Origin of the sequence: Streptomyces sp. NBC_01006 (assembly GCF_045162725.1) — a bacterium.
In the GTDB taxonomy this organism is placed as follows: Bacteria; Actinomycetota; Actinomycetes; order Streptomycetales; family Streptomycetaceae; genus Streptomyces.
Genome location: NZ_CP108700.1, coordinates 2,473,700 through 2,487,680 on the forward strand (window position 1 = coordinate 2,473,700; position 13,981 = coordinate 2,487,680).

Genomic DNA, 13,981 nt, shown 5'->3' on the forward strand with positions numbered 1-13,981 from the left:
CGTGTGAGGGTGAAGGCGGTCCTGGCCCCTAGACCCTCACGGAGGCTCCACCATGGCCAAGAACAAGAACCGCCAGCACGAACAGAAGCAGCAGCCCCGCTCGTCGGCGCAGGATCCGTCGAAGAGCTCGACGGAATCGGTGTCCGAGCCCTCCAGCGGCTCCCCGAGTCCGATGGACATGGCTCGCAAGGGCAAGCAGAAGAAGTTCGGCCACAACTGACGCCTCCGCGAGCACCATGCACGAGGGCGCGCCCAGAGCTCTGGGCGCGCCCCTCTTCACATCCGGCTGCGGGCGGGGGCCGGTACGAGGGCCCCCGCGACCGGCGTCATCCGGCCAGGCAGGACGGCCCGAGGAGCACCTTGAGGTCGCCGAAGAGCGCCGGGTCGGGCTGCACCCGGTGCTTGTCGAGGCGCAGCACTGTGGTGGACCGCGGCCCCTGGAGCTTGATCCGGACCTCGGTGTTGCCCTTGTGGTGCCGAAGGATCTCGCCCAACCGGGTGACCATCGGAGGAGTGACCTTGACCGTCGGGATGGTGAGGACGACGGGTGCGTTCGTCCCGGCCGAGGAGAGGTCGGGAACCATCATCTCCATGGCGACGAGCCGGGGGACGTCCTCGCGCTTGTCGAGGCGGCCCTTGACGAAGACGACGGTGTCCTCGACCAGCTGGGTGGAGACGAGCTGGTACGTCGCGGGGAAGAACATGCACTCGATGGATCCGGCGAGGTCCTCGACGGTGGCGATGGCCCAGGCGTTGCCCTGCTTGGTCATCTTGCGCTGGAGGCCCGAGATGATGCCGCCGATGGTGACGACGGCGCCGTCGGAGTGCTCGCCGCCGGTCAGCTGGGAGATGCCGGCGTCCGTCTTGTCGGAGAGGACGTGCTCCAGACCGAAGAGCGGGTGGTCGGAGACGTACAGGCCGAGCATCTCGCGCTCCTGGGCGAGCAGGTAGGACTTCTCCCACTCCACGTCGGAGAACTCGACGTCGAGGCCGAAGCCGGGCTCGTCGCTCGCGCCCTCGTCACCCATTCCGCCGAAGAGGTCGAACTGGCCCTCGGCCTCCTTGCGCTTGACCGCGACCACGTTGTCGATCATCGGCTCGTGGTGGGCGACCAGGCCCTTGCGGGTGTGGCCCATCTCGTCGAAGGCGCCGGCCTTGATCAGCGACTCGACGGTGCGCTTGTTGCAAACGACGGCCTCGACCTTGTCCAGGAAGTCGGGGAAGGTGGAGTACTTCCCCTTCGCCTTCCTGGTCTTGATGATCGACTCGACGACGTTCTGGCCGACGTTGCGCACCGCGGTCAGCCCGAAGAGGATCACGTCGTCGCCCTGGGCCGCGAAGTTCGGCTCGGACTCGTTGACGTTCGGCGGGAGCACCTTGATGCCCATGCGCCGGCACTCGTTCAGGTAGATCGCGGACTTGTCCTTGTCGTCCTTGACCGAGGTGAGGAGGCCGGCCATGTACTCGGCCGGGAAGTTCGCCTTGAGGTAGGCGGTCCAGTAGGAGACCAGGCCGTACGCGGCCGAGTGGGCCTTGTTGAAGGCGTATCCGGCGAAGGGGACCAGGACGTCCCAGAGGGCCTTGATCGCCTGGTCGCTGAAGCCCTTGCTCCTGGCGCCCTCCTCGAAGATGACGAAGTTCTTCGCCAGCTCCTCGGGCTTCTTCTTGCCCATCACGCGGCGCAGGATGTCGGCCTCGCCGAGCGAGTAGCCGGCGATGATCTGGGCGGCCTTCTGCACCTGCTCCTGGTAGACGATGAGGCCGTAGGTGACCGCGAGCACCTCTTCGAGCGGCCCCTCCAGCTCCGGGTGGATCGGGGTGATCTCCTGCTGCTTGTTCTTGCGCAGGGCGTAGTTCGTGTGCGAGTTCATGCCCATCGGGCCCGGCCGGTACAGGGCCGAGACGGCGGAGATGTCCTCGAAGTTGTCGGGCTTCATCAGGCGCAGCAGGGAGCGCATGGGCCCGCCGTCGAACTGGAAGACGCCGAGGGTGTCACCGCGGCCGAGCAGTTCGAAGGTCTTGGGGTCGTCGAGCGGGAGGGCCAGGAGATCGATGTCGATCCCCTTGTTGGCCTTCACCATCTTGACGGCGTCGTCCATGATCGTGAGGTTGCGCAGGCCCAGGAAGTCCATCTTCAGCAGGCCGAGCGATTCACAGCTCGGGTAGTCCCACTGGGTGATGGTGACGCCGTCGGTGTGCCGCACCCAGACGGGTACGTGGTCGGTGATCGTCTCGCTGGACATGATCACGCCGGCCGCGTGCACGCCCATCTGGCGGACCAGGCCCTCCACACCGCGCGCGGTGTCGATGACCTTCTTGACGTCCGGCTCGTTCTCGTACATCCCGCGGATCTCGCCGGCCTCGCCGTAGCGGGGGTGCTGCGGGTCGAGGATGCCGGAGAGCGGGATGCCCTTGCCGAGGACGTCGGCGGGCATGGCCTTGGTGAGCCGGTCGCCCATGGCGTACGGGTAGCCCAGGACGCGCGCGGAGTCCTTGATCGCGTTCTTGGCCTTGATGGTGCCGTACGTGCCGATCATGGCGACCTTGTCGGCGCCGTACTTCTCGGTCACGTACCTGATCACCTCGACGCGCCGACGCTCGTCGAAGTCGATGTCGACATCGGGCATGGAGACGCGCTCGGGGTTCAGGAACCGCTCGAAGATCAGGCCGTGGGTGATCGGGTCGAGGTCGGTGATGCCCATGGCGTACGCGACGATCGAGCCGGCCGCGGAGCCTCGGCCCGGGCCCACCGCGATGCCCTGGTTCTTGGCCCACATGATGAAGTCGGCGACCACGAGGAAGTAGCCCGGGAAGCCCATCGAGATGATGGTGTCCATCTCGTACTCGGCCTGCTGCATCCGGTCCTCCGGGATGCCCCCGGGGTAGCGGCGGTGCATGCCGCGCATGGTCTCCTCGCGGAACCAGCTGACCTCGGTGTGACCCTCCGGGATGTCGAACTTCGGCATCAGGTTCCGGAACTTGAACATGCCCTCGGTGTCGATCTGGTCCGCGACCAGCTTCGTGTTGGCGCAGCCCTCCTGCCAGGCGTCCGAGGAGTCGATGGCGTACATCTCGTCCGTGGACTTCAGGTAGTAGCCGGTGCCGTCGAAACGGAAGCGGTCCGGGTCCGAGAGGTTCTTGCCGGTCTGGATGCAGAGCAGGGCGTCGTGGGCGCCGGCCTCGCTGGCGTACGTGTAGTGCGAGTCGTTGGTGACCAGCGGCGGGATGCCGAGCTTCTTGCCGATCTCCAGCAGCCCGTCGCGCACCCGGCGCTCGATCTCGATGCCGTGGTCCATCAGCTCCAGGAAGTACCGGTCCTTGCCGAAGATGTCCTGGTATTCGGCGGCCGACTTCAGGGCCTCCTCCTTCTGGCCCAGACGAAGGCGCGTCTGCAGCTCGCCGGAGGGGCAGCCGGTGGAGGCGATGAGCCCCTCGGACCACTTGGAGATGGTCTCCTTGTCCATGCGGGGCCACTTCGTGAGCCAGCCCTCGGCGTAGGCGTCGGAGGACAGCCGGAAGAGGTTGTTCAGCCCGGTGGCGTTCGCCGCCCAGATCGTCTTGTGGGTGTAGCCACCGGAACCGGACACGTCGTCGCGCTTCTGGTGGGGCTGGCCCCACTGGATGCGCCGCTTGTTGCGCCGGGACTCGGGAGCCACGTACGCCTCGATGCCGATGATCGGCGTGACCCCGGCCTTCTGGGCGGTGTGGAAGAAGTCGTACGCACCGTGCAGGTTGCCGTGGTCGGACATGGCGATGTGCGTCATGCCCATCTCATTGCACGCGTTGAACATGTCCTTCAGCCGCGCGGCACCGTCCAGCAGCGAGTACTGGGTGTGAACGTGCAGGTGCGTGAACGGCGGCTTGGTCACGGCGGGAGGCTCCTGACGGTGGGGGCGGCGGCAGCTATGAATCCTACGTCCCGGGAATGACAGATCACGGGCACTGCGGGGTACGGTCGGGCGTTGCAGAACCAGGACGACCCACCCGGCGTCCAGTCGGTCAGAACCTGTACCACCCCGTGCACCAGGAGGCACCCGCCATGGCGGTCCCCGAGACGACGAACGAGCAGCGCGCCGAGCAGATACTCGATGTGTTCGACACCGCATTCGGTGAGCTGCTCGCCGCCGACCCCGCGGCCTTCCAGGTCAAGTTCCGCAAGATGGCGGCCTCGGCCTTCGCCTTCTACCGCGGCACGGCCTGCCTCTTCTACGCCGACCTGGAGCGGGACCGGCACGGCGGCCCCTACCTGGACGAGCGGACCGGCCGGGTCTGGATCCACGGCGATCTGCACGCCGAGAACTTCGGCACGTACATGGACGCCAACGGCCGCCTGATCTTCAACGTCAACGACTTCGACGAGGCGTACGTCGGCCCCTTCACCTGGGACCTCAAGCGGTTCGCGGCCTCCGTCGCACTGATCGGCTACACCAAGGCGCTCAGCGACGAGCAGATCAGCGAGCTGGTGCGGACCTACGCGGGCGCCTACCGGGAGCGGATCCACCGCCTGGCCACCGGCGCCAAGAACGAAGAGGTCCCCTCCTTCACGCTGGACACCGCCGAGGGGCCGCTGCTGGGCGCCCTGCGCTCGGCCCGCTCCCGTACCCGCTTCTCCCTGCTGGACTCGATGACCGAGATCCGGGACTACGAGCGGCGCTTCACCTCCGGCGGCGGCTCGATCGAGCTGGACGCGGCCACCCGCTACAAGGTGCTCGCCGCCTTCGACGGGTACCTGGAGACCCTCCCCGACGAGTCCCTGGTCCGGCCCGACTCCTACCGGGTCAAGGACGTGGTGGGCCGCCGCGGCGTCGGGATCGGCTCGGCCGGCCTGCCCTCGTACAACATCCTGCTGGAGGGGCACAGCGACGCCCTGGAGAACGACGTCGTGATCTACCTCAAGCAGGCGCAGACCCCCGCGGTGTCCCGGCACATCACCGACCGGGCCGTACGGGACTACTTCCAGCACGAGGGCCACCGCACGGTGATCTCCCAGCGCGCCCTGCAGGCGCACGCCGACCCGTGGCTGGGCTGGACCGAGCTGGACGGCTCCGGCCAGCTGGTGGCCGAGGTCTCGCCGTACGCGGTGGACCTGGACTGGTCGGACCTGGACGACCCGGAGGAGATCGCGGCCGTCGTCGCGGACCTGGGCCGGGCGACGGCGACCATGCACGCGTCGGCCGACGAGGCCGAGAGCGGGCACTCCCTGGTGCCGTTCTCCACCGAGCGGGCCATCGACGCGGCGATCGCCGCCGACGAGGAGGGCTTCTCGGAGCTCCTGGTCGACTTCGCGCACGCGTACGGGGCCCGGGCGCGCGCGGACCACCAGATCTTCGTGGACCTGTTCCGCAACGGCCGCATCATGCACTGAGTGCACCGAGTGGTGCGAGGGGGCGGGGGCCCAGGAACCGGCCGTTCCGGGGCCTGGGCCCCGTATTCACAGGGACTCGTGGCAGACTCGCGGCGATGGACATATCAGGAGCAGGGCTGAGAGGGCTGCGGGCCGCGCTGTTCAGCGCACTCGTCGTGCTGCTCTCGGCCGGCTCGCACGTCCTGATGTCCCGCGTCCCGCTGCCCCCCGCCCTCGTGGCCGGGGCCTTCGCCGGCGTGTTCCTGCTCACGTACGCGCTGGCCGGCCGCGAGCGGGGCTTCGGCCCCATCGCCGCTCTGCTGGTTCCCCTGGAACTGGCCGCCGACACGGTCTTCACCGCCGGGCAGCACGTCTGCTACGGCCCGGCCGGCGGGCCCGTCGCCGGGCCGCTGCGGGCACTGGGCCTCGACGCGCTGTGCGGCGGCCCGCCGCTGGGCGGGCCGCTGGCCGAGGTGCCCGGAGCCGTCCCCGAGGCGGCGGCCCTGCTGGCCGCGCCCGGACCCTGGACCCCGTGGCTCCTGCTCGGCGCCCACGTCTCGGTCGGGCTGCTCGCCGCGGCCTGGCTGCGGCACGGGGAGCGGGCGCTGGGCCAGCTGCTGCGCGCGGTGGCCGCCTTCGCCTTCCGGCCGCTGCTGCTGGCCGCGGCCTCGGCGGCGGCCGCTTTCGGCCCGGTGCGGCGGATGCCGCGCCCGGCCCTTGCGGGCGCGGGGGCCCGTACCCGCTTCCCCGCCCATTCCGTGGGACGCCGGGGACCTCCCGTACGCGGCGCGCTCGTCTGCGCCTGACCCACCCCGCGTACGGCAGTCCCCCCTTTCCTTGAGTCACACCCCACGGAGATCACCATGAGTTCACGCAACAGCCAGGCGAACAAGGCGGCGGCCCGCGAGCGGCTGCGCGCCGAGCGCGAGAAGCAGGCCAAGAAGGACAAGGCGCGCCGCCAGGTGCTGGTGGCCGGCGCCGTCGTCGCCGCCCTGGCGCTGGTCGGCGGCGTCGGCTACGCGGTCGTGCAGGCCAACCAGCCGGGCGAGTGGGACAAGGCCGCCGACGCGACGCTGGTCGCCCCGAAGAACACCACGGGCGACAACGGCACCACGGTCGTCATAGGCAAGGCCGACGCCAAGAAGACCCTCGAACTGTACGAGGACGCGCGCTGCCCGATCTGCTCCCAGTTCGAGCAGGCCGTGGGCCCGCAGATCAAGAAGGACATCGACGGCGGCAAGTACAAGATCCAGTACGTCGGCGCCACCTTCCTCGACAAGGGCTTCGGCGGCAGCGGTTCGAAGAACGCGCTGAGCGCGCTGGGCGCGGCCCTGAACGTGAGCCCCGAGGCTTTCCTGGAGTACAAGAGCGCCCTGTACACCAAGGAGAACCACCCGGAGGAGCGCGACGACAAGTTCGGCAAGGACGACTACCTGCTGAAGATCGCGGACCAGGTGCCGGCGCTCAAGGGCAACGCCGAGTTCAAGAAGGCCGTCGAGGACGGCACGTACAACCGCTGGGCGATCGAGATGTCGAAGGTCTTCGACAAGAGCGGCGTGCAGGGCACCCCGTCGCTGAAGATGGACGGCAAGAAGATCGAGATCAAGATGACGCCGGAGGAGTTCACGGCCGAGGTCGACAAGGCCATCGCGGGCTGATCGACCCAACCTGGACATACCGGCCAGGGCAACGGGCGGGCGAACTCCGAGAGTTCGCCCGCCCGTTGCCTTTCCAGGGGTGTACCAGCGGTAGTACCCGTCAGTAATATGCCGGTCCGTGACCAGTCATCTCCCCTCCCCCACTGCGGCAACTCCGCGCCGCCGCACGGTCGTCAAGGCCGCCGCGGCCACCGCCGCCCTCGCGCCCTTCGCGACGGCCGCTCTGGGCATCTCCCCCGCGTCCGCGGCCTCGAACGGGCCCGCCTTCCTGCACGGTGTCGCCTCCGGCGACCCGCTGCCCGACGGGATCCTGCTGTGGACCCGCGTCACCCCGACCCCCGAGGCCGTGCCCGGCTCCGGCGCCGGCCCGGCCACCCAGGTGACCTGGGAGGTCGCCGAGGACAAGACCTTCTCCCGGATCGTGCTGAGCGGCTCCGTCACGGCGAGCGCCGCCACCGACCACACGGTCAAGGCGGACGTCCGCGGACTGCGGCCGCAGACCCCGTACTTCTACCGGTTCACCGCCGGCGGCGCCGTCTCCCCGGTCGGGCGCACCCTGACCGCCCCGGGCCACGACGCGACGACCCCCGGGGTCCGTTTCGGCGTCGTCTCCTGCGCCAACTGGGAGGCCGGCTACTTCTCGGCCTACCGCCACCTGGCCGCCCGCAGCGACCTGCACGCGATCCTGCACCTCGGCGACTACATCTACGAGTACGCGAACGGCGCCTACCCCGAGCCGAAGTACGTCGTACGCGCGCACGAGCCGCGGCACGAGATCCTCACCCTCGCCGACTACCGGACCCGGCACGGCAAGTACAAGACCGACGCCGACCTCCAGGCGCTGCACGCCGCGCACGCGATCGTCGCGATATGGGACGACCACGAGTTCGCCAACGACGCCTGGTCGGGCGGCGCGGAGAACCACACCCCGGGCGCCGAGGGCGACTGGGCGGCCCGCGCGGCCGCCGCCAAGCAGGCGTACTTCGAGTGGATGCCGGTGCGCACCTCCACGGCCGGCACCGTCTACCGGCGGCTGCGCTTCGGCAACCTCGCCGACCTGCACCTGCTGGACCTGCGCACCTTCCGCTCCCAGCAGGCCAAGGTAGGCAGCGGCGCGGTCGACGACCCCGAGCGCACGATCACCGGGCGGGCCCAGCTGGACTGGCTCAAGTCGGGCCTCGCGAACTCGAACGCGACCTGGAAGCTGGTCGGGACCTCGGTGATGATCTCGCCGGTGGCCTTCGGCTCGCTGCCCGCGCACCTGCTGGAGCCGCTGACGAAGCTGCTGGGCCTGCCCGAGGGCGGCCTGGCCATCAACGTGGACCAGTGGGACGGCTACACGGACGACCGCAAGGAGCTGCTGACCCACCTCAAGGACCAGAAGATCAAGAACACGGTCTTCCTCACGGGCGACATCCACATGGCGTGGGCGAACGAGGTGCCGATGAACATGGCGACGTACCCGGGCTCGGGTACGGCCGCCACCGAGTTCGTCGTGACGTCGGTGACCTCCGACAACATCGACGACCTCCTGCACGTGCCGGCGGACACCGCGTCCCTCGTAGCGGAAGCGGCGATCAAGGCGGCCAACTGGCACGTGAAGTGGCTGGACATGGACGCGCACGGCTACGGGGTGCTGGACGTGACGGCCGAGCGTTCGCAGATGGACTACTACGTGGTCTCCGACAAGCGGAATCCGGCCGCCACCACCGCGTGGGCCCGTTCGTACCGCACGCCGAACGGCACGCAGAAGGTGGAGCGGGCGTACCAGCCGGTGGGCTGATCATCTTCTGACTGTCTGTCAATTCTGCTGTTCCGAGGGGCGTCTGGTGCAGACCAGGCGCCCCTCCGGCATCAGAAGCAACAAATCTTTTACGTAAAGGGCTTGCTCAGTGCATGACATGGACACATAAGATTCGCGCCAGCGTGAGGAAAACCCTCACCCCCCACCACGCTTCGCGAGGAGTCAACGTGCGCGCTTCCGCCCGCATATCCCCCATGCTCCGCCGCCGCCTCATGGGTACGGCCGTTCTGGCCGGAACCCTGGCGTTCGCCCCGCTCACGGCCCCCACGACCGTGGCCGCGGCGCCCAAGACCGGCGCCGAGGCCTGTGCCGACGCCGGCACCGCCTCCGCCTCCGCCAACGCCCGTGTCGCCCGCCCGAAGGACCAGCACGCGGCGGACCCCAACGAGGTGACGGACGCCCAGGTCAAGGCCATGGACGCCGACCTGGCCAAGAAGAGCGCCGAGCTCGGCCCTCAGCGCCAGATGCGCGCCGCCGAGGTCACCGCCGCGACGACCATCCCGGTGTACGTCCACGTCATCACGTCCGGCTCCGCCGGCAAGCTGACCGCCACGGACGTCAACAACCAGATCGCGGTCCTCAACGCCGCCTACAGCGGCAAGGGCACCGGCAACGTCGACTCGGGCTACCAGTTCTCGCTGGTCTCCACCGACTACACCGACAACGCCGCCTGGTACAACGTCTCGGACGGCACCCAGGCCGAGAAGGACATGAAGAACGCCCTGCGCAAGGGCGGCGCGAACGCGCTCAACCTCTACACCGCCAACCTCGGCGGCGGCCTGCTCGGCTGGGCGACCTTCCCGAGCTCCTACGCCTCGCAGCCCAAGATGGACGGCGTGGTCATCCTCAACACCTCGCTGCCGGGCGGCTCCGCCGCCAACTACAACGAGGGCGACACCGGCACCCACGAGGTCGGCCACTGGATGGGCCTGTACCACACCTTCCAGGGCGGCTGCTCGGGCAGCGGCGACTCCGTCTCCGACACCCCCGCCGAAAAGAGCGCCGCGTTCGAGTGCCCGACCGGCCGTGACAGCTGCACCAACAAGACGGGCGTCGACCCGATCCACAACTTCATGGACTACACGTACGACTCCTGCATGTACCAGTTCACCGCGGGCCAGGTGTCCCGCATGAAGAGCATGTGGAGCGCGTACCGCGGCTAGTCAGGACCTAGCGAAAGAGGGGCAGGGCACGCATCGGTGCCCTGCCCCTCATTCATTTCCCCTGCTCCTACAGACTGTCGAGGAAGGCGAGCGCGACCCGCCAGGTCTGCTCCGCGGCCTCCGCGTCGTAGTCGTCGAGCCCCGGGTCCGTGAACAGGTGCCCGGCACCCGGGTAGCGGTGCACCTCCACGTCCGCACCCACGCGCTGCATCCGCAGGTACCAGGCGGTCAGCCAGTCGTGCGTCTCGAACGGGTCCGGATCCGCGATGTGCAGCTGCACCGGCAGCTCGTCGACCGCGGTGTCCTCCTCCAGGTCCGCCGTCCCGTGCAGGAGCAGCAGCCCGCGCGCCTTCTCGTCGGCCAGCGCCAAGTGCTGGGCGACGGAACCGCCGAAGGAGAAGCCGGCGTATACCAGGCCCTGGTCGGAGTAGGGGGCGGAGGCCAGGACCGCGCGCTTGAGCAGCTCGTCACGGCCGATCTCGTCCCGGTGTCCCATGCCCTCTTCGACGGTCTCGAAGGTGCGCCCCTCGAAGAGATCCGGCACCTGGACCTGATGACCGGCCGCGCGCAGCCGGTCGGCCGCCTCGTGCACCGCGGGCCGCAGCCCGTACGTCGAATGGAAAAGCATGATGTTCATGCCCCCATCGTGCCAGTTTGCGCGGACCGCTTCCGGTTACGTTCCTACCCATGGAAATGGAGACCGTCCTGCGCCCCCTCACGGTCCTCGGCGGCACGCTGGTCATCACCCTGATCGCCGGATGGGTGCTGGACCTGCTGCTGCGCCGGGCCGACGCCCTGCACTCGGAGACCCCCCTGTGGGGTCTGCTGCGCCGCTGCCGACTGCCGTTCCAGGTGGTGCTCTGCACCTCTCTGCTCAGAGCGGCCTACCGCAGCGCCGGAATCCTGCCCGATCACGCCTTCGCCGTCGGCCGGACTCTCACCCTGGTACTGATCGCCTCCGTGTCCTGGCTGGCGGTGCGCGTCGCGACCGCCGCCGTCGACTCCACGTACACGCGCTACGCCGCGGTGACCCAGGACGACGCCCGGGTCCGCCGGGTCCGCACCCAGGTCACTCTGATCCACCGGGCGGTCACCGCGATCGTCGTCTTGGTCGCGGGGGCGGCCATGCTCCTGACCTTCCCGCCGATGCGTACGCTCGGCGCCTCGATGATGGCGTCCGCGGGTGTGCTCGGCATCGTCGTGGGCATCGGCGCCCAGTCCTCGCTGAGCAACCTCTTCGCCGGCCTCCAGATCGCCTTCGGCGACACCGTCCGCATCGGCGACACGGTGGTGGTCGACAAGGAGTGGGGCAAGGTCGAGGAGATCACCCTGACGTCCCTGACCGTCCGCACCTGGGACGAGCGGCGCATCACCATGCCTGTGTCGTACTTCACAAGCAGGCCGTACGAGAACTGGTCGCGCGGCGGCGCGCAGATGACCGGCACGGTCTTCTGGCACCTGGACCACAGCGCCCCCGTCGACCTGATGCGGGAGCAGCTCCAGCACATCCTCAAGGACATCCCGCAGTGGGACGCCCGCGGCTCCGGCCTGGCCGTGACGGACACCACACCGCACACGGTCCAGGTCCGCGCGGTGGTCACGGCCAAGGACGCGGACGACCTGTGGACGGTCCGCTGCGCGGTCCGCGAACGCCTGATCGCCTGGCTGGTGACCCACCACCCGTACGCCCTGCCCCGCATCGCGGCCTCCGAGGCCACCCCCCGCCCGGCGACCTGAGGCGCGGTCGGGGGCGGAGCCCCGGGAGAAGTCGGGTCGGCCGGTCACGCACCGAAGGTCAGCCGGAACAGGGCACCGCCCCCGGGAGCGGCCTCCGCCGTCAGCTCCGCCCCGTGCGCCCGTGCGATCTGCCGCGCCATGGCCAGCCCCAGCCCGGACCCGGGCAGCGCGCGGGCCGCCCCGGCCCGGTAGAACCGGTCGAAGACGTGCGGCAGGTCCTGCTCCGAGATCCCCGGACCGTGGTCCCGGACCGTCACTTCCGGCCCGTAGGCCCCGCCGACCCCGCCCGCCCCGGCCGGAGCCGTCAGCTCCACCTCCACCCCCCGCCCGGCCGGGCTGAACTTGGCCGCGTTGTCCAGCAGGTTGGACAGCAGCCGGCTCAGCCGCGCCGGCACCCCCGGCACCACCGCCGGCGCCGCCGCCCCCTCCGGAACCCGTACCCGGAACGGAACCGCCGGCCAGTGCGCCCGCGCCACCTGGGCGCAGTGCTCCACCAGCGGCCCCAGCCGGACCTGTTCCACCAGCGGCTGCGGCTCCTCGTCCCGCGCCAGTTCGATCAGGTCGTTCACCAGCCCCGTCACCTCCCGCAGCTGCCGCCCCAGCGCGGCGGACGCCCGCTCCCGCTGCTCCACCGTCAGCCGCTCGCCGCGCGCCAGCAGCTCGGCGTTGGTCCGCAGGGCCGTCAGCGGGGTCCGCAGCTCGTGCGAGGCGTCGGCGACCAGCCGCCGCTGCGCCGTCACCGACTGCTCCAGCTCGCCCAGCATGGTGTTGAAGCTCCCGGCCAGCCGCGTGATCTCGTCCTCCCTCCCGGGCGGCGGCAGTTCGATCCGGTGCCGCGGATCCCGCGTCGCCGCGATCCGCTCGGCGGTGGCCGTGAGCCGGGTCACCGGGGCCAGACCGGTCCGCGACACCCAGTACCCGAGCCCGGCCGCGACCAGTACCCCGGCCCCGCCGATCAGCGCCAGCCACCACGCCGCCTCCTCGATCCCGTCCTCGACGGTATCGGCCCGCAGCGCCACCTGGAGCGCCCGCCCCTTCGCGTAGTCGGTGGTGAGCATCCGCGTCGGGTGTCCCGCGTGCACGATGTCTGTGTAGAACGGCGCGTGCCGCCCGGCCGCCACCGCCCGCGTCGCCGCGTCCACCGGCAGCAGGTACCGGGCCGCCGGGTCGTTCGCCGGGTCGGCCGGCACCACCTCCGCGCAGGCGGGCGCCGCCAGGAACCGGCACTCCCCGGCCAGGGTGTCCGGCCCGGAGTCCGGGTTGCGCTGCGCCGCGAGCCGCGCGGACTGGGTCAGGCTCAGGTTCAGCTGCTCGTACAGGGCGCTCCGTACGACGAAGAACGCCGCCGTGCACACCCCGACCGCGACCAGCGCCACCGCCGCGGTGGCCGCCAGTGCCAGCCGGGTCCGCAGCGGCCGGCGTCTGCGCCAGGGCGCCCCGAGCCGGCGCCTGCCCCGCCCGGCGGCGCTCACGCCGGGCCCAGCCGGTAGCCGACCCCGTGGACGGTGTGAACGAGCCGCGGCTCGCCGGCCGCCTCCAGCTTCCGCCGCAGGTAGCCGACGTACACGGCGAGGGAATTGGAGTCCGGTCCGAAGTCCCGCCCCCACACCAGCTCCAGGATCAGCTCCCGCGGCAGCACCTGCCCGGGGTGGCGCAGCAGCAGCTCCAGCAGCGCCGCCTCGGTCCGGCTGAACTCCAGCGGCCGCCCGCCGCGCCTTCCGGTGCGCGTCCCGGAGTCCAGTACGAGGTCCGCGAACCCGAGTACGGCCGTACCGGCGGGATCGGGCGCGGCCCGCCGCAGCAGGGCCCGGACCCGGGCCACCAGCTCGTCCAGCGCGAACGGCTTGACCAGGTAGTCGTCGGCGCCCGCCTCCAGGCCGTCGACCCGCTCGCTCACCGAGTCCAGCGCGGTCAGGACGAGTACGGGCGTACGGTCGCCCAGGGCCCGCAGCCGCCGGCAGACCCCGAGCCCGTCGAGCACGGGCATCATCACGTCGAGCACCACCGCGTCGGGCTGCCAGAGCGCCACCTCCGACAGCGCGGCCAGCCCGTCGCCGGCTCCCCGTACCTCGTACCCCTCGACGGCCAGCCCGTCCTGGACGGCGGCCCGTACCTCGGGCTCGTCGTCCACGACCAGGATCCGCTGCGCGCTCGTGCCACTCGTGCTGCCCATGCTGCTCATGGGTCAAAGCCTGCCAAACAGTTCTGAGAGAACCTCTTAGAACGTTCTTAGGGCGCCCCGGAAGGCTGCGCCCATGACCACACGAGGCACACG

At 70.3% G+C, this 13,981-nt stretch carries 11 protein-coding genes; 7 read left to right on the plus strand and 4 right to left on the minus strand.

Features of this window, described 5'->3' with window-relative positions; all coding sequences use genetic code 11:
* Nucleotides 1-52 precede the first annotated feature (52 nt).
* Entirely contained in the window at nucleotides 53-220 is a 168-nt protein-coding gene (locus OG509_RS11210) for a hypothetical protein (protein ID WP_385584298.1), read from the plus strand.
* Between the two features lie 106 nt (nucleotides 221-326).
* Here the strand turns inward: OG509_RS11210 and dnaE are convergent, their stop codons facing one another.
* Nucleotides 327-3,869: a DNA polymerase III subunit alpha gene (dnaE, locus tag OG509_RS11215; RefSeq protein ID WP_406182141.1), complete on the minus strand. Its 3,543-nt coding sequence runs from the start codon at nucleotides 3,867-3,869 to the stop codon at nucleotides 327-329.
* Between the two features lie 170 nt (nucleotides 3,870-4,039).
* Between dnaE and OG509_RS11220 the strand changes: the two genes are divergently transcribed.
* The 5 genes from OG509_RS11220 to OG509_RS11240 all read left to right on the plus strand — a co-directional run bounded on the left by OG509_RS11220 (nucleotide 4,040) and on the right by OG509_RS11240 (nucleotide 9,969).
* Nucleotides 4,040-5,365: a DUF2252 domain-containing protein gene (locus tag OG509_RS11220; RefSeq protein ID WP_385581666.1), complete on the plus strand. Its 1,326-nt coding sequence runs from the start codon at nucleotides 4,040-4,042 to the stop codon at nucleotides 5,363-5,365.
* 95 nt (nucleotides 5,366-5,460) lie between these two features.
* On the plus strand, nucleotides 5,461-6,150 hold the full coding sequence (locus OG509_RS11225) for a hypothetical protein (RefSeq protein WP_406182143.1): 690 nt from the start codon (nucleotides 5,461-5,463) through the stop codon (nucleotides 6,148-6,150).
* A 57-nt stretch (nucleotides 6,151-6,207) separates the two neighbouring features.
* Nucleotides 6,208-7,002, plus strand: coding sequence for a thioredoxin domain-containing protein (locus OG509_RS11230; protein WP_406182145.1), 795 nt, complete (start codon nucleotides 6,208-6,210; stop codon nucleotides 7,000-7,002).
* Nucleotides 7,003-7,120: 118 nt separating this feature from the next.
* Nucleotides 7,121-8,785 carry an alkaline phosphatase D family protein gene (locus OG509_RS11235; RefSeq protein WP_406182147.1) on the plus strand — a complete coding sequence of 555 codons (1,665 nt, stop codon included), beginning with the start codon at nucleotides 7,121-7,123 and terminating at the stop codon, nucleotides 8,783-8,785.
* Between the two features lie 233 nt (nucleotides 8,786-9,018).
* Complete coding sequence (locus OG509_RS11240; RefSeq protein WP_406187538.1) at nucleotides 9,019-9,969, plus strand: zinc metalloprotease; 951 nt, start codon at nucleotides 9,019-9,021, stop codon at nucleotides 9,967-9,969.
* Nucleotides 9,970-10,036: 67 nt separating this feature from the next.
* Here the strand turns inward: OG509_RS11240 and OG509_RS11245 are convergent, their stop codons facing one another.
* The gene (locus tag OG509_RS11245) at nucleotides 10,037-10,606 is read right to left on the minus strand and encodes a dienelactone hydrolase family protein (protein ID WP_406182149.1); all 570 of its coding nucleotides are present in this window, start codon (nucleotides 10,604-10,606) and stop codon (nucleotides 10,037-10,039) included.
* Between the two features lie 50 nt (nucleotides 10,607-10,656).
* Here OG509_RS11245 and OG509_RS11250 point away from each other — a divergent pair, with 50 nt between their 5' ends.
* Nucleotides 10,657-11,706 carry a mechanosensitive ion channel family protein gene (locus tag OG509_RS11250; protein WP_406182151.1) on the plus strand — a complete coding sequence of 350 codons (1,050 nt, stop codon included), beginning with the start codon at nucleotides 10,657-10,659 and terminating at the stop codon, nucleotides 11,704-11,706.
* A gap of 44 nt (nucleotides 11,707-11,750) precedes the next feature.
* On the opposite strand, the gene OG509_RS11255 is transcribed toward OG509_RS11250, so the two are convergent.
* Together OG509_RS11255 and OG509_RS11260 are read right to left on the minus strand one after the other, a co-directional pair.
* On the minus strand, nucleotides 11,751-13,178 hold the full coding sequence (locus OG509_RS11255; RefSeq protein ID WP_406182153.1) for a sensor histidine kinase: 1,428 nt from the start codon (nucleotides 13,176-13,178) through the stop codon (nucleotides 11,751-11,753).
* The gene (locus OG509_RS11260) at nucleotides 13,175-13,888 is read right to left on the minus strand and encodes a response regulator transcription factor (protein ID WP_406182155.1); all 714 of its coding nucleotides are present in this window, start codon (nucleotides 13,886-13,888) and stop codon (nucleotides 13,175-13,177) included. Before OG509_RS11260 ends, OG509_RS11255 begins: the two co-directional genes overlap by 4 nt.
* Nucleotides 13,889-13,981 lie beyond the last annotated feature (93 nt).